The sequence below is a fragment of the Thiomonas bhubaneswarensis genome, assembly GCF_001418255.1.
GTDB lineage: Bacteria > Pseudomonadota > Gammaproteobacteria > Burkholderiales > Burkholderiaceae_C > Thiomonas > Thiomonas bhubaneswarensis.
This window is the reverse complement of the sequence record NZ_LIPV01000003.1, coordinates 334317-349524: the sequence shown is the minus strand read 5'-3', so window position 1 is coordinate 349524 and position 15208 is coordinate 334317. Positions and strand designations below refer to the sequence as shown.

Genomic DNA, 15208 nt, shown 5'->3' with positions numbered 1-15208 from the left:
GGTGGCCACCCCGGGGGAGTTTGCCTGCTCCTCGGCAAAACGCCGCGCATAGGCGCGGATCGTCTTGCGATCGATGCCGGTCACCCGGGCGATCTCTCGCTGGCTGGCACTGCCCTTGAGCAGCGTCCAGATAGTGGTTTGCAAATGCGGCTTCAAGACGTTCACTCCCGTGCCTCTCCCTCGTCGTTGAGGGAGGGGAAGGTAACGTCCTGCCAGACCTCTGGCTGCCGGCACGCGCCGACCCGTCAGCGCCTCATCGCGCCGCGGCCAGGGTGGGGGAATTTAGGTGGCCAAACGTGGGGGAGTTTGGGTGGCCATCGGGGCCGCGACGTGGTCGCCGCGCGGGAGGTGGAAAACTTCATCGTGCACGGTTCGCTCGAAAAAGTCCGGCTGGACGAGCGCCTGCGTGACCGAGGCACGGATTTCGAAGTGGCTGCGGGAGATGGGGTCTACTTCCCCGCGACGTCCCCCCACATGACGCGCACAACCACGGACTGGGTGCGTCCAGGAGACGGCGTATCCATCTCGATCGGCGTGGTCTTCTACACCGCACTCACCCGCCATCATGCCCGGGTGCATCAGTGCAACCGCGTACTGCGCCAGTTGGGTCTGTCCCCCGTAGGACCTGGCCTATCGCCCTGGCGCGATGCCTTCAAGGCGCCCGTGGGGCGCGCCATTGCGGCGGCCCGAGCCCGGTGGCGTGGCTATGAGGCGCCGCCGGGTTCCTACTGATCGCTTGATGACACCTCGCCTGCTGGACATTCGCCGCTGACGGTGCGGTATGCATCCGCGTCGTGCGGCAGACCCCCTTCGGAGCGGTCGTCGCTGTCATCCTTCAGCCCCACGCCGGACTGGCCGAGTCGCCGCGCCCCGGCCAGCAGATACGCCAGCTTGTGTGCCGCCTTCGCATAGGGCAGGCCTTCGGGCCGGACGTTGGAGATGCAGTTGCGGTCGGCGTCGGTCAGGCCAACGCGCGGGGCGTGGGTGAGATAGAGGCCCAGACTGTCGGGAGAGCTCAAACCAGGGCGCTCGCCGATGCACACCACCACCTGCTGCGCATGCAGCAGCGCGCCGATGTGATCGCCCAGCGCCACACGCGCCTGCGTGGCGATGAGCACCGGGCCGATGCGCCATTGCGCAGGCAGACGCTGCCGCGTCTGCTCCAGCAGAGGCACCGCATGGGTTTGCGCGGCGCGGGCGGAAAGACCGTCGGCAATCACAAACAGCACATCGCAGGCCTCGGCATGCAGATCGGCCAGTGCCGCACGGCTGGCGAGGGCGAGCTGGCGGCCGAGATCGGGGCGGCGCAGGTAGGTGGCGCGATCGCCCGCTGCACTGTGCACCAGCACAGGCATGCCGAAGCCCGCGGCGACCAGCGCGGCCTGCAAGGTCTGGGTGTCCAGCGGCGTGTGCACGGCGTCGCGCGCCTGGGCGTGGGCCTGGCCGAAGTCGAGCAGCGCGCGGGTGGGCAGGCTGCCGCCGCTGCGGCCCAGGGCGATGCGGGCACAGGTGAAGCGGCGCAGTGTCTCCCAGGGGTCGGCCTGCTGCGCACTGGCAGGCGGGGCAACCGTGACGGCTACAGCGGTGTCGGCTTCGTGCGCCTGAAGCGGCGCGGGACGCGGGTTGGCATTCATCGCATTCACCATGGGTTGGCAAATTCGAGCAGGGGCTGTCCGGCGCGGGGCGGGGCGATGCGGCCCTGCGTATCGGCGATGCCCATGCCCACCAGCCAGTCCTCGAACTCGGGCGCGCGGCGCTTGCCCAGCACCTGACGCACATAGAGGGCATCGTGAAACGAGGTGCTCTGGTAGTTCAGCATGATGTCGTCGGCGCCGGGCACGCCCATGATGAAGTGCACACCGGCCACACTCAACAGGGTCAGCAGGGTGTCCATATCGTCCTGATCGGCCTCGGCGTGGTTGGTGTAGCAGATGTCGCAGCCCATGGGCAGGCCGAGCAGTTTGCCGCAGAAGTGGTCTTCGAGCCCCGCGCGGATGATCTGCTTGCCGTCGTACAGATATTCGGGGCCGATGAAGCCGACCACGGTGTTGACCAGCAACGGACGGAACTCGCGCGCCACGGCATAGGCGCGGGCTTCGAGCGTCTGCTGATCGACGCCGTGATGCGCCCCGGCGGATAGCGCGCTGCCCTGGCCGGTTTCGAAGTACATGACGTTGTCGCCCACGGTGCCGCGGTTCAGGCTGAGGGCCGCGGCGTGGGCTTCGCGCAGCACGGCGAGGTCGATGCCGAAGCTGGCGTTGGCCTGCTGCGTGCCCGCGACCGACTGAAACACCAGATCGACCGGCGCGCCCTGATCGATGAGCCGCAGGGTGTTGGTGACATGAGTCAGCACGCAGCTTTGCGTGGGCACGGCGTAGCGCTGGCGCAGCTCGTCGATCAGGCGCAGCAAAGCGCCCATGGCCGACAGACTGTCGGACGCGGGATTGATGCCGATGACCGCGTCGCCGCTGCCGTACATCAAACCGTCGATGATGGACGCGGCGATGCCCGCGGTGTCGTCGGTGGGATGGTTGGGCTGCAGCCGCACGGCCATGCGTCCGGGCAGCCCCAGAGTGTTGCGGAAACGGCTGATGACCCGACATTTCTGCGCCACCAGAATCAGGTCCTGATTGCGCATGAGCTTGCTCACTGCGGCCACCATCTCCGGCGTGAGGCCGGGGGCGAGAAGGGTGAGCGCCTGGGTGTCGGCCGCATCCGACAGCAGCCAGTCGCGGAAATCACCCACGGTGAGGTGCGCGACCGGGGCGAAGGCGGCGGCGTCGTGTCGGTCGGCGATCAGGCGCGTGACCTCGTCGCTCTCGTCAGGCACCACGGCCTCGCGCAGAAAAGTGCTCAGTGGCACCTCGGCCAGCGCCATGCGGGCGGCCATGCGTTCTTCTGCGCTGCGCGCCGCCACGCCCGCCAGCTCGTCTCCCGAGCGCAGCGGCGTGGCGCGGGCGAGCAGGGTCTTGAGATCAGCAAACACATGGCGCACGGCGCCGACGGTGTGGTTATAGGCCATCGGATCAAGTTTGGAACAGCCGCAAAAGAGGCGGTTTGCCGCCCCCATTGACTCAGCCTCTCAGGACCCCGCCGACGCCGCGGCAGGCTGGATCAAGACGTCCGATGCGGCATGCTGGCGACGGCTGGCCGTGAGGCGGAAATAACCATAGCCTGCGGCCAGAATGCCGCAGAACACGGCAGCCAGCAAGGGGTTGAACCAGACCATCGCTCCCAGGGAAATCAGCGCGCCCAGCAAGGCCACGAGCGGAAACAGGGGATAGAACGGCACTTTGTAGCTGCGCGCCAGTCCCGGCTCCTTCGCCCGCAGACGCAGCAGGCCAGCCATGCTGAGAATGTACATGAGCAGCGCGCCGAAGACCGACATGGTGACGATATTGGCCGTCAGACTCTGCCCCCCGAATTGCAGCAACTGGTCGCTGAAAATCGCGGCAATGCCAATCACGCCGCCCGCCAGAATGGCGCGGTGCGGCGTCTTGAACCGCGGGTGCAACGCCGCCAGCCAGAGCGGCAGATAGCCGGCACGGGCTTGCGCAAAAATCTGCCGGGAATAGCCCAGTATGATGCCGTGGAACGAGGCGATCAGGCCGAACAAACCCAGCCACACCAGCATGTGCAGCCAACCGCTGTGCTCGCCCACGATCATTTTCATCGCCTGTGGCAGCGGGTCGTTGATGTTGGACAGCTTGGTCCAGTCGCCTGCCCCGCCCGCGAACAGCATGACCCCCAGCGCCAGCGCGACCAAGGTGAGAATGCCGCCGATGTAGGCGATGGGAATGGCGCGCTTCGGATTTTTCGTTTCTTCCGCCGCCATGGCCACGCCTTCGATGGCGAGGAAGAACCAGATGGCAAACGGTATCGCCGCAAAAATGCCGGGAATGGCGGCAAGGGAAAAGTGATCCTGCCCAGCCCATCCGCCCTTGACGAAGTTCGCTACCGAGAAGCCTGGAGACACTACGCCCATGAACACCAGCAACTCAAAAATCGCCAGCAGGGTGATGAACAGCTCGAAGGTCGCAGCAATGCGCACGCCCAAGATGTTCAGGGTCATGAACACGGCAAACGCGCCGACCGCCGCAAGCTTGGGATCGAGCGCCGGAAACTGCACGTTCAGATAAGCGCCAATCGCCAGCGCGATGGCTGGCGGTGCGAACACGAATTCAATCAGCGTGGCCATGCCCGCCAGATAACCCCCAGTCGGCCCGAAGGCGTGAAAGCTGTAGGCAAAGGGTCCCCCGGCGTGCGGAATGCTGGAAGTCAGCTCGGTGAAACTGAAGATGAAGGTGGTGTACATCACCGCGACAAACAGCGTGGCGACAAGAAACCCCAGCGTGCCCGCCGAGGCCCAGCCGTAGCTCCAGCCGAAGTATTCGCCGGAGATCACCAGACCCACGGCGATGGCCCAAAGCTGGAGCGTGCTAACGGCACGGGGGAGTTGAGAAGCAGATGCGGAGCCAACCTGGCCTCCGGTCGAAACACTGGACATGCGGACCCTCCCTGGTTGTGAACTAAGGCAATACTGAATCAGTCCTTGTGATGCTGCGCGCCGGGTTACGGGATGGGATACAAGGCGCACACCACAGCCATAGCCGTCGCTATGGCGAGGATGTGCAACGCCGCAGACCGCCCGTTGGCCGGATGTGCGGCGCGCAAGGGACTTGTTCAGTGTTGCCCTGAGCAAGTTCCAAACCAGGCACCGACTCCAGGGTGGCCAGGGGGGATGCCACGCTCGGCGGCCTTTGCGCGCACCAACTGAGTACGCAAAGGCCTCGCTCTCGCCTCAGCGCCGTTCCCAGCGCCCGCCCTGTGCCCGCCAGCCGCCGCCTTGCGGTACCCATCTATGCGGCACCCAGTGGTAGCCGGGGCGCGGGGCGTGCCAGTAGCCCCGGTTCCATACGTAGCGGCCACTCACCCAGCCCCAGTAGCCGCTGATCCAGATCGCGCCGGGATAGGGCGCCACGCCGACCACCTCGTATTGCGGCGCAGGCGGCGGCACGTTGACCACGTCGTAGGCGGGCGCCCCGTAGCCATACTGTGCCGGTGGCACCGGGGCTACCACGCAACCGACGAGACCCAATGCTGCCAATGTCGGCAAGGCGATGGTTGCAAGGCTTCGCCGAAGGACTGCGGGACGAAAAACGGTATGTGCAAGGCGCATGGAACAGCCCTCGAATGGGTAGCCTGAATGGTGTTCTAACGCTTCAGACCTCAAATCCGTGACAGCGCGGCTTTTTTTCGGCACGCGCGGGATGTCAGGATGCAAAGGCTGGCGCATCCCCGATGCCACCCTCTCCCAGCGCGGCCTTGCGTGCGAGATCGGCCTCGCGCCTGTGCATGCGCGCCGGACCCTGACCGGTGGCATCGACCTCAACCGCATAGATTTGCACATGAAAGTCGATCACCCCGGCACGATGCGCCACACTGACCAGAGTAGTGTCGGGCAGGCGCTGGCGCAACAGGGCGTACATCGCACGCTCGGTGGGCGCGTCGAGGGCACTGGTGGCTTCATCCATGAAAAGCCAGTCGGGGGCGATCAATAGCGCGCGCGCCACGGCCAAGCGCTGCTGTTCGCCGGGAGAGAGGCGCTGCATCCAGGTGTCGGTCTGCTCCAGCGCCGCTTCCAGATAGGGCACGCGAGCAAGCTGCAAGGCATCGCTGATTTGTGCCGCGCTGAAATCACCGGGGTTTTGCGGATAGGTCAGCGCCTGCTTGAGGGTGCCCAGGGGCAGATAGGGCTTTTGCGGCAGAAACAGGGTGCGCCCCGACGGCGCATGCGCATGGGCCGCGTTGAGCGCATAGGGCCAGATGCCGGCGAGCCAGCGCACCAGCGTGCTCTTGCCGCTTCCCGACGGCCCGGTGAACAGGGTGTGCTGGCCTCGGCTGATGTGCTCACCCGCGCATTGCAGCAGCGGTCTGCCGTCGGGCGCGAGCAGCAGCAGATCGCCCAGCGCCACCGATTCGCGCGCACTGCGCAGCGGCACCACACCGGCCGCGCCGATGTCCCCACCCGGCTGCAAAGCCGCAGGCGTTGGCGGCACCGGCTCGCGCGGCGGGATCTGTGCCTGCTGCATGGCATCGACGAAAGTCTGCAAACGCTCGACCGTGGCGCGCCAGTCGGCGATGCTGGTGTAGGCCCCAATGAACCACGACAGCGCGCCCTGCACCTGGCCGAAGGCCTGCGCCGTCTGCGTCAGCCCGCCGAGCTGGATCTGCCCCGCAAAGTAGCGCGGCGCGGCCACGAGGATGGGGAAGATGATGGCCAGTTGCCCGTAGAACGCGCTGTACCAGGTGAACAGCTTCTGCCGCTTCATGATGCCCCACCAGTTGCTCCACACGTTGGCGAAGCGGTCGCGGTGCCCGGCCAGCTCGCGCTGCTCGCCGTTGTAGAGCGCGATGCCTTCGTCGTGCTCGCGGGTGCGCGCCAGACCGAAGCGAAAATCGGCCTCGTAGCGCTGCTGAAAGAAGTTCAGCCGGATCAACGGCTTGCCCACCCAATGCGCTAGCACGCTGCCGACCCCGGCATACAGAATGGCCACCCACACCATGTAGCCGGGAATGGTGACGCCCATCAGCGTGACCGCACCCGATAGCGTCCACAACATGAACAGGAAGGAAAACAGCGTCACCAGCGACGAGACGAAGCCGAAAAACAGATTCAGGCTGCCATTGATGAAACCGCCGATGTCGTCGGCGATGCGCTGATCGGGGTTGTCGGTGTTGCCCTGCCGCAGCGACATGCGGTAGTGCGTGCCGCCTGCCAGCCAGTCTTTGAGGAACACCTCGGTCATCCAGCGTCGCCAGCTGATCTGCAGCATCTGCAAAAAGTATTGCGAATACACCGCAAGCGCGATGTAAAGAAAGGCATAGGCGGTGAAGAACAGCAGCAACTGCTTGAACGCGCCGAAGTTCTTGGCCTGCAGCGCATTGAAAAACTCGCCGTTCCACTGCGTGAGCTTGACGTTCACCCACACCAGCGCCAGATTCATCGCCAGCACCAGCAGCAGCAGACCCCAGCCCTTCTTCTTTTCTTCCGAGACCAGGTAGGGTTTGGCCAGACCGTAAAAATGGCGCAGGGCGAAGCGGTACGACTGCGGAGAGGCTTGAGGCTGCATGGATCGAAAAGCTCCTGAAAGACACGCGGCTGCGGCATTGTGCCTGCAGGCCCGCTCCAAGATGACAGCATGGGCTTGCCAGCCTATCGGCGCTGACTGAGGGCGGTCTTAACCCTTATCATGGCCATTTTCCGAACGATCGTGCTTTTTTATGACCAGCGCCGTGATATCCGCCGACCTTCAGACAGCCTTCGACGCCGCCGTGGCTCGCTCCAAAACGCTCAGCACCCGCCCCGACAACCTCACCCTTTTGCAGCTTTACGCCCTCTACAAACAAGGCAGCAGCGGCGACGTGTCGGGCGAGCGTCCGGGCATGACCGACTTCGTCGCCCGTGCCAAATGGGACGCCTGGGCCGCGCTACGGGGCACCTCCCGCGCGCAGGCCATGCAACGGTATATCGATGCGATCGGTGACATGGGCTGAACCGGTCGTCGAGCGTTACACACGATTACATTCAAGTATTTTGATGTCTTTGACTTGTGTCAACGGGAGCTGGAGTGATGGGAACAGAATGACCTCATCACAAAACCCTTCTCGCGTTGTGCGCCGAGTTGTCGCACTTGAACCCGGAGCCACGCGGGAAGGAACCACACGGAGGTCATCATGTTCCTCGCCTTACGTTCACTCCCTCGGCTTTCAACCCCCTTCCGCCCATTCCGCGCACGGTTGCGCCAAGGCGTGGCCAGCCTTGTCGGCCTGGTGGCCGTGCTCCTGTGGGCCGCGCCTGCCCAGGCCGTACCAGCGTTCGCGCGCCAGACCGGACAAGACTGCATCGCCTGCCACGTCGGGGGCTTCGGGCCGCAGCTCACGCCCTTCGGCCGCGCTTTCAAGCTCGACGGCTACACCCTGAGCGACGGCAAGAAGCATCTTCCGCTGTCGGCCATGCTGGTGGCTTCGTACACCCATACCGCCACGGACCAGAATCCGCCGCCTGCTGGCTTCAGCGCCAACGACAACTTCACCGCCCTGCAGCAGGCCTCGGTCTTCCTGGCCGGGCGCATCACCGATCATCTGGGCATGCTGGGGCAGGCCACCTACTCCGACCCCGGCTCGCAAAACCTGGCCTGGGACAACACCGAACTGCGCTATGCCCATGGCTACTCATTGGGCTCGACCAGCGGTCTGTTCGGCATGAGCCTGAACAACAACCCCACCTTGTCGGACGTCTGGAACACGACCCCGGCCTGGCAGTACAGCTATATGGCGCCGCCTTTCGGCACCAGCGGTCCGCCGGTCACGCCGATCGTCTACAACCTGGGGCAGAGCGTGGTCGGCGCCACCGCTTACACCCTGATCGACAACAGCTGGTATGCCGAGGTAGGCGCGTATCACAACCTTTCGACCTACTGGGCCAACATGCTGCACGCGGGCAACGCCTCTTTGCAGGGCGAGGCGCCTTATTGGCGGCTGTGGTATTCCAAAACGGTCGGCCCGCATGTGTTCGAGGCTGGATTGCTCGGCTTTGACGCCCGCATCAACACCAGCGGCCTTCCGGGCCTGCCCACTGACGACTACCGCGATATCGGTCTGGACGCCACTTACCAGTTCCTGAACGGCGGCCCCAATGTCATCACGGCCAATGCCATCTATATGCACGAGCGACAGAGCCTGAATCAGGCGCTGCAACAGGGCAACGCGAGCAACGCCACCAACACCCTGAACACCGCCAACATCAACGTGTCGTACTGGTGGAACAATACCTACGGTGCGACCGCCGGGCTATTCAGCACCACGGGTTCGTCGGACGCCGCGGTCTACGGTGCGGGCTACAGCTCTCGCACCAACAGCCCCAACACCAGCGGCGCCGTGTTCGAGGTGGACTGGAACCCATTCGGCAAGAGTTGGGTCAATCCCGAGAAAAACCTTCGGATCGGCTTGCAGTACACCATGTTCAACAAGTACCTTGGAGCCCGAACCAATTTTGACGGTGCCGGCACCAACGCCAGCGACCTCAATACCCTCTACCTTTATCTGTGGACGGCGATCTAGGAGTCTGTCGGACCTGGGCCGCGTAAAGCGATCCTCAAGTCCGACTGACTCCTAAACTGCACCCTCATCGCCTCCACGCCGGAGCATCGCCATGCAAGAGCAGTCCAACGCCATTTATTTCGCCCAGGCCTTCCATCACGGCGAGGCCGAACAGCACAGCTATGTCGTCGCCATCGGCAGCCAGACGGTGGTCGAGGCACTGGCCAGGGCTGAGCATGCGCGGTTGCGCGGCGCCTACGGCATCGCCATCTACCGCACCACGCCGGATACCGCCACGCAAGAGCACTTCCGTCTGGTCGGCTACCTCTCCTCCGACATGGGCGAGAAATGGACCTGCAGCCAGCCTGACGAAACCCAGACTGCCTGAACTGGCCGAGAACGCGCCCAGGCGCGTTCTCGGCATTAATTCACCATGCCCAGCCAGCGCGGAAACGCGAGGCTGATTGCCGGGATATAGGTCACCAGGCCGAGGAACACCAGCATGGTCAGCAGCCAGGGCCAGACCGCAATGGTCAGCTCGGTAATGCCCATTTTGGCGATGCCGCTGGCGACATAGAGGTTCAGCCCCACCGGCGGATGACACATGCCTACCTCCATGTTCACCACCATGATGATGCCGAAGTGAATCGGGTCGATGCCCAGATGCATCGCCACCGGAAACAGAATGGGCGCCAGAATCAGCACGATGCTCGACGGCTCCATCACATTGCCCGCCACGAGCAGGAGCACGTTCACCAGCAGCAGAAAGGCGATCGGCCCCAGCCCCGCATTCAGCAGCCATTGCGCCATGTTCTGCGGAATATGCTCGGAGGTCATCAGGAACGAGAACAGCACGGCGTTGGTGATGATGTAGAGCAGCATCGCGCTCATATTGGCCGAGGCCAGCAGCACCCGCGGCACGTCGCTGAGCTTGAGGTCTTTGTAGACGAACACGGCGATGATGAAGGCGTAGACCGCGCTCATCGCCGCTGCCTCCGTGGGGGTGAACAAGCCGGTGTAGATGCCCCCCAGCACGATGACGATGAGCATCAGTCCCCAGAAGCTATCGCGCAGCGCCTTCAGACGCTGCGCCCATGTCGCCTTGGGCTGGCGCGGGTAGTTGCCGCGCCAGGCGCGCCACCAAGTGGTCACGCCCAGCAGGGTCGCCAGCATCAGGCCGGGCACGACACCGGCCATGAAAAGCGCTCCCACCGACGAATTGGTGGAGATGGAATACAGCACCATCACGATGGATGGCGGAATGAGAATACCCAGGGCTCCGGACGTGGTGATGACCCCCGCGCCGAAGCGTGGAGGAAACCCGGCCTTGACCATGGCCGGCATCAGAATGGAGCCGATGGCCACGACGGTGGCCGGGCTCGAACCCGACACCGCGGCGAACAGCGCGCAGGCCAGCACGCCGGCCAGCCCCAGCCCGCCGGCCCAATGCCCGATCAGGCTGCTGGCAAACGCGATCATGCGCCGCGCCACCCCGCCGTGCGTCAGAAAGTTGCCGGCCAGGATGAAGAACGGAATGGCCATGATCTCGAAGTTCTCGATCCCCGAAAACAGCTTGAGCGCGACCGCCTGAACCGGCACGTCGGTCATGGTGAACAGGAAGGTGAGCACCGTCAGGCCCAGTGCGATCGAGATGGGCATGCCCGTGAGCATCAGGGCGAGCAGCAGGCCGAAAATGATCAGGGCGCTCATCGCACACCTCCAGCCGAGGGAACGGGGTGGATGTTGTCCGCACCTGACGGAAGATCCATGGGCTCGTCCAGCCCCTCGACCTCACCCGGATCGTGATGCGGCAACTCACCGTCACGATTAAAGCGCCAGGCCACCTGCAAAAAGCGATAGCACATCAACGATGAGCCCAACGGAATGGCCAGATACACCCACCACATCGGCAGTTCGAGATCGGGCGAGGTCTGGTCGGTATGGCCGACATGCCAGACAAAGTTCGCACCCATCGCCGCCACCACGCCGGTGAACAGCGCCCCGGCGAGCAGACCGAACAGGATCACCGGCTTTTGCTTGCGCGGCGACAGGCGGTTGACCAGCACGTCCACCCCAACGTGGATGCCGGTGCGCACACCATAAGCCGCACCAAATTTCGCCATCCAGACGAACATGTAAATGCACAACTCCTGCGCCCAACTCAGATTGAGCGAAAGCAACCAGTCCTGAAGCCCGGGAATCGCCACGCCGGCGAGATAGCGATGAACGACGGCGACGAAGATGAGCAGCGTGGCAGCGGCCATCAGAAAGGCGATCAACACCTCTTCCAGTCGGTCGAGCAGGCGGTTGAGCAAGGTGAGCGCGGGCATGAAAAGCTCCGGTGAGATTGAGGCACGGCCCCGGAAACGACAAAAGCCCATGCCGGTCGGGCACGGGCTTTTTCGAGCTGGCGTCGTGTTACAGCTTGGCGGGATCGAAGCCCGTGGCCTTGAACACCTCGTCCATCAGCGCCTTGGGCACGCGCGACTCGGCCTGCTTGTAAACCGGCACCATCGCCTTTTTCCAGGCCAGACGTTCGGCTGGGGTGAGCGCGATGACCTCGCACTTACCCGACTTGCGCACGGCCTCGGTGGCGTCGTCGTTGTCCTTCTTCGCCACCTTGTTGGCGAACTCGGTGGCCTCGACCATGGCCTGATCGAGAATCTTGCGGATGTCTGCGGGCAGGCCGTCCCAGAACTTCTGGTTGACGATGACGGCATAGCCCAGATAGCCGTGCTGGGTCTGCGTCATGGCCTTCTGCACCTCGTAGAACTTCTGGGTGTAGAAGTTGGACGGCGGGTTTTCGGTGCCGTCCACCACCCCGGTCTGCAGCGCCTGATACACCTCGGAGAACGCCATGACCTGCGGAATGGCGCCGATGGCCCGCATTTCCATGTCGAGGATCTTGCTCGACTGAATGCGCATCTTCAGGCCCTTGGCATCGGCCGGGTTCTTCAACGGCTTGTTGGCGCTCATGTCCTTGAAGCCGTTGTCCCAGTAAGCCAGGCCGAGAATGCCCTTGGATTCGAGCTTTTTCAGCAGACCCTGACCGATCGGCCCCAGCGTGATCTTGTGCAGCTCGTCGTAATTGTCAAAGATGTAGGGCAGGTCGAACAGCTCGAACTCCTTGACGCCCAGAGGCCCGAACTTGGCCAGTGAGGGCGCCAGCATCTGCACCGAGCCGAGCTGCAGCGCCTCCATCTCTTCCTTGTCTTTGTAGAGCTGGCTGTTGGGATAGACCTCGACCTTTACCCGGCCCTTGGTGCGCTCCTCGGCCAGCTTCTTGAAGTGCTCGGCGGCCTGCCCCTTGGGCGTGTTGGGAGCCACGACGTGGCTGAACTTGATGACGATGGGCTGCTGGGCCCAAACGAGCGGGCTCAGACCCAGTCCGGCGGCAGCCAGACCCAGACCAATGACGGCTTGACGACGTTGCATGGCGATCTCCGTGGTGATTTGTTGTGATGTGAGAAAACGTACTTTTTTGTAACAGGCGAAAGCATACGCCACTGGCGCAAGCAAACGCAGCGGCGTTCAGAAACAGACATAGGGATTTGCCCGCAGAGCGCCGCCATCACGAGGCGGCGTGCGGGTACTGATGCGTTCTGATGAACTCAGGCGTGACCGTTGTTCACCGGTGGCTTGGCGCCACCTGCGCGCAGTTCGCGCGCATGCTCATCGCTGCTCTGCTGGATCTTGCGGGTGAAGAACCAGATGAAAAACACGCCCATGCCCAGCATGAACAGAATGCCGATCAGGCTGAACAGACCATAATCCGTGCCGAACAATCCTTGCCATGCAGACCCCATGATGTCTTCCTCCTCGATAGTCAGTGACGATGCGACAGAATACTTGCACAAGATATTTACCTTTTGATACAGCACAAACAGCCGCGGGCATGGAGGCAAGGCCATGAGTGCCACGCGCACTGGCATTGTCAGCGCCATCGCACAGGAACAAGAGGGTCTGCTCGCCGCTTTGCAAGGGCCGCGCAAGGTGCGCCACGGCAGCCGTGACTACACCCTGGGCACCCTGTGGGGCCACGAGGTGGCGCTGGTGCTCTGCGGCATCGGCAAGGTTGCGGCTGCGGCCACCACCACCAGCCTGATCGTCGAATTCGGCTGCGACGCGCTGCTGTTCACCGGCGTTGCCGGAGGGCTGGCCGAGGGCGTGAGGGTCGGCGACGTGGTCATCGCCGACACCCTGCTGCAACACGATCTCGACGCCCGTCCGCTCTACCCGCAATACGAAGTGCCCGACACCGGGCGTGCGCTGTTCGCCGCCGACCGCGCCTTGAGCGATCGCCTCCACGCAGCGGCGCAGGCGCTGTTTTCGCCTCACGCACCGCCCCTGCTCGACGCGCAGACACGGCACGAATTCAAGCTGCACGCGCCCCAGGTGCATCGCGGCCTGATCGTCAGCGGCGACCGCTTCATCTCCACCCGCGAAGGCAGCGATGCGCTGCGCCTTGCCCTGCCCGACGCGCTGGCCGTGGAGATGGAAGGAGCTGCGGTGGCGCAGGTCTGCCACGACTACGGCGTGCCCTTTGCCCTTGTACGCACCCTATCAGACCGCGCCGACGACACCGCGCATCTCGACTTCGGCCGCTTCATCCGAGCCGTCGCCAGCGCCTACAGCACGGCGTTGCTGGCCGCCATGCTCGCAGGTTGAATAGCCCTCATACCAGTCCCGTTGCGGAGGCACCCGAACACCGCACTAAACCCGCGTGGGAAGATCGAGCCGGTCTGTGAACACCCCATCCACCCCTCCCGCCAGCAAGGTCGCAGCGGCTTCTGGGGTGTTCACCGTATAGGCGCGTAGCCGCAGTCCCGCGGCATGCGTCGCGGCGATGACTTCGGGCGTGATCTGCCGCCACTCGGTGTGCAACCCTTCGGCGCGCAGATCGAGCGCCTGCTGCAGCGCGTCTTCGGTGTAGGTCTCGACCAGCAGAGCCAGAGGCACGTCAAACCGCTGCGTATCGAGCGCGGCACGCGCGGCCTGCATCGCAGCCAGCGAGAACGACGACAGCAGCGGCACGGGCACATCGGCGTGCTGCGTCCGCCACTGCACCACCCGCGCAACCAGCGCCTCGGCAGTACCGATATCGTCACACGGGCTGGGCTTGATCTCCAGATTCAGCCAGACACGGTGCTGCGCGGCGAAAGCCAGCACGTCATCGAGACTGGCCGGAGGCTCGCCCTTGTAGCGCGGGCTGTGCCAGCTTCCAGCGTCCACGCATTGCAGGTTTTCCCAGCGCCAGGGCGCAGCCGGACCGCGGGCGTCGGTGGTGCGGTCGAGCGTGTCGTCGTGCAAGAGCCAGAGCACACCGTCTGCGCTGCGCTTGACATCGCATTCAAAGGCCTTGAAACCAGCTTTCAATCCGGCCTGAAACGCCGCCATGGTGTTCTCCGGCGCGGCGTCGCCGCCGCCGCGGTGGGCGATCCAGCGAGGAAACAGATCGTTCATGCCATCCTCAGGGTTTGACCGCCCCGCACTGGGCGCCAAGCCAGCGCCCGCTGGCCGTCAGTTTCGTTCGCACCTTGCCCCGCAATTTTTTGGCATCGAGGCCGAGTATTTTCATGTCGCCTGCGGGAATGACAAAACGCCCTTCGCCCTCGAAGCTCTGCGACCAGGAGCGGCTGGAATGCATGGTCATCACGCCATGCACATCGCCAGTAAACCCGCCGTCCTCTCCGGCAGCACACTGACCGCTGTACTGGATGGTGTCGCCCTTGACTGCATCGAGCTTGAAGCGGCATTCCGGGCTGTCTTTTTGCAGTTGGGCCAACATGGCCTGAGGGTCGCGCAGCGACTGCACCTCCTCTTTGGTGATGCATTCTTTTTCCACCGGCGACATCGCTTCGATCGCATGCTGCAGCGCCGGCCCCAGCGCGGCGCGATCCTGCGCGGGCAACTGCTGCAACTGCTTTTGAAATTCCTGCCGCAACGCCGCATCGATGTCCACATCGTTGATCAGCGTCTGCGAGCGCACCTCCCACAACCCTGGCTCGGGCAGGGTCATAGCCTGCACGGCCTGTGTCACCAGCAACGAAGCCGCAACCCCTGCACTGGCCCAAAGCCCTTTCCCTTTCATCCCCCACTCCCTTGT

16 protein-coding genes and 1 pseudogene are annotated in these 15208 nt (G+C 64.0%); 5 read left to right on the top strand and 12 right to left on the bottom strand.

Annotated elements, in window-relative coordinates; all coding sequences use genetic code 11:
- A pseudogene (locus ASC45_RS06105) lies at positions 1–165 on the bottom strand (IS21 family transposase); the annotation flags it as partial.
- A gap of 165 nt (positions 166–330) precedes the next feature.
- Between ASC45_RS06105 and ASC45_RS06100 the strand changes: the two are divergent.
- Positions 331–732 carry a hypothetical protein gene (locus ASC45_RS06100; protein ID WP_141655731.1) on the top strand — a complete coding sequence of 134 codons (402 nt, stop codon included), beginning with the start codon at positions 331–333 and terminating at the stop codon, positions 730–732.
- Here ASC45_RS06100 and eutC read toward each other — a convergent pair.
- The 5 genes from eutC to ASC45_RS06075 form a co-directional block, all read right to left on the bottom strand.
- On the bottom strand, positions 726–1646 hold the full coding sequence (gene eutC, locus ASC45_RS06095; RefSeq protein WP_072242988.1) for an ethanolamine ammonia-lyase subunit EutC: 921 nt from the start codon (positions 1644–1646) through the stop codon (positions 726–728). The two genes, ASC45_RS06100 and eutC, sit on opposite strands and share 7 nt — an antisense overlap.
- Complete coding sequence (locus tag ASC45_RS06090) at positions 1640–3022, bottom strand: ethanolamine ammonia-lyase subunit EutB (protein WP_055450125.1); 1383 nt, start codon at positions 3020–3022, stop codon at positions 1640–1642. Before ASC45_RS06090 ends, eutC begins: the two co-directional genes overlap by 7 nt.
- A 60-nt stretch (positions 3023–3082) precedes the next feature.
- Complete coding sequence (gene eat / locus ASC45_RS06085) at positions 3083–4507, bottom strand: ethanolamine permease (protein ID WP_055450124.1); 1425 nt, start codon at positions 4505–4507, stop codon at positions 3083–3085.
- A 294-nt stretch (positions 4508–4801) separates the two neighbouring features.
- Positions 4802–5107: a hypothetical protein gene (locus tag ASC45_RS06080; protein WP_425427605.1), complete on the bottom strand. Its 306-nt coding sequence runs from the start codon at positions 5105–5107 to the stop codon at positions 4802–4804.
- 166 nt (positions 5108–5273) lie between these two features.
- Positions 5274–7133 (bottom strand): ABC transporter ATP-binding protein/permease, encoded by a 1860-nt coding sequence (locus tag ASC45_RS06075; protein WP_055450122.1) that lies wholly within the window; start codon positions 7131–7133, stop codon positions 5274–5276.
- Between the two features lie 151 nt (positions 7134–7284).
- Between ASC45_RS06075 and ASC45_RS06070 the strand changes: the two genes are divergently transcribed.
- The 3 genes from ASC45_RS06070 (at position 7285) to ASC45_RS06060 (ending at position 9490) form a co-directional block, all read left to right on the top strand.
- The gene (locus ASC45_RS06070) at positions 7285–7557 is read left to right on the top strand and encodes an acyl-CoA-binding protein (protein ID WP_055450121.1); all 273 of its coding nucleotides are present in this window, start codon (positions 7285–7287) and stop codon (positions 7555–7557) included.
- Between the two features lie 180 nt (positions 7558–7737).
- Positions 7738–9123 (top strand): hypothetical protein, encoded by a 1386-nt coding sequence (locus tag ASC45_RS06065; protein WP_055450120.1) that lies wholly within the window; start codon positions 7738–7740, stop codon positions 9121–9123.
- A 91-nt stretch (positions 9124–9214) separates the two neighbouring features.
- Complete coding sequence (locus ASC45_RS06060) at positions 9215–9490, top strand: hypothetical protein (protein ID WP_055450119.1); 276 nt, start codon at positions 9215–9217, stop codon at positions 9488–9490.
- A gap of 35 nt (positions 9491–9525) precedes the next feature.
- Here the strand turns inward: ASC45_RS06060 and ASC45_RS06055 are convergent, their stop codons facing one another.
- The 4 genes from ASC45_RS06055 to ASC45_RS06040 all read right to left on the bottom strand — a co-directional run bounded on the left by ASC45_RS06055 (position 9526) and on the right by ASC45_RS06040 (position 12908).
- The gene (locus ASC45_RS06055; RefSeq protein WP_055450118.1) at positions 9526–10812 is read right to left on the bottom strand and encodes a TRAP transporter large permease; all 1287 of its coding nucleotides are present in this window, start codon (positions 10810–10812) and stop codon (positions 9526–9528) included.
- Positions 10809–11432 (bottom strand): TRAP transporter small permease, encoded by a 624-nt coding sequence (locus ASC45_RS06050; RefSeq protein WP_055450117.1) that lies wholly within the window; start codon positions 11430–11432, stop codon positions 10809–10811. The genes ASC45_RS06055 and ASC45_RS06050 overlap by 4 nt, the downstream gene beginning before the upstream one ends.
- Positions 11433–11520: 88 nt before the next feature.
- On the bottom strand, positions 11521–12537 hold the full coding sequence (locus ASC45_RS06045) for a TRAP transporter substrate-binding protein (protein WP_055450116.1): 1017 nt from the start codon (positions 12535–12537) through the stop codon (positions 11521–11523).
- 176 nt (positions 12538–12713) lie between these two features.
- Positions 12714–12908, bottom strand: coding sequence for a DUF3149 domain-containing protein (locus tag ASC45_RS06040; RefSeq protein ID WP_055450115.1), 195 nt, complete (start codon positions 12906–12908; stop codon positions 12714–12716).
- Between the two features lie 103 nt (positions 12909–13011).
- Between ASC45_RS06040 and ASC45_RS06035 the strand changes: the two genes are divergently transcribed.
- Positions 13012–13770, top strand: coding sequence for a 5'-methylthioadenosine/adenosylhomocysteine nucleosidase (locus ASC45_RS06035; protein ID WP_055450114.1), 759 nt, complete (start codon positions 13012–13014; stop codon positions 13768–13770).
- Positions 13771–13815: 45 nt separating this feature from the next.
- Here ASC45_RS06035 and ASC45_RS06030 read toward each other — a convergent pair whose 3' ends face one another.
- Both ASC45_RS06030 and ASC45_RS06025 read right to left on the bottom strand, forming a co-directional pair.
- Positions 13816–14565 (bottom strand): glycerophosphodiester phosphodiesterase family protein, encoded by a 750-nt coding sequence (locus ASC45_RS06030; protein WP_055450113.1) that lies wholly within the window; start codon positions 14563–14565, stop codon positions 13816–13818.
- 7 nt (positions 14566–14572) lie between these two features.
- Complete coding sequence (locus ASC45_RS06025) at positions 14573–15193, bottom strand: DUF3617 domain-containing protein (RefSeq protein WP_167344841.1); 621 nt, start codon at positions 15191–15193, stop codon at positions 14573–14575.
- Positions 15194–15208: the final 15 nt, after the last annotated feature.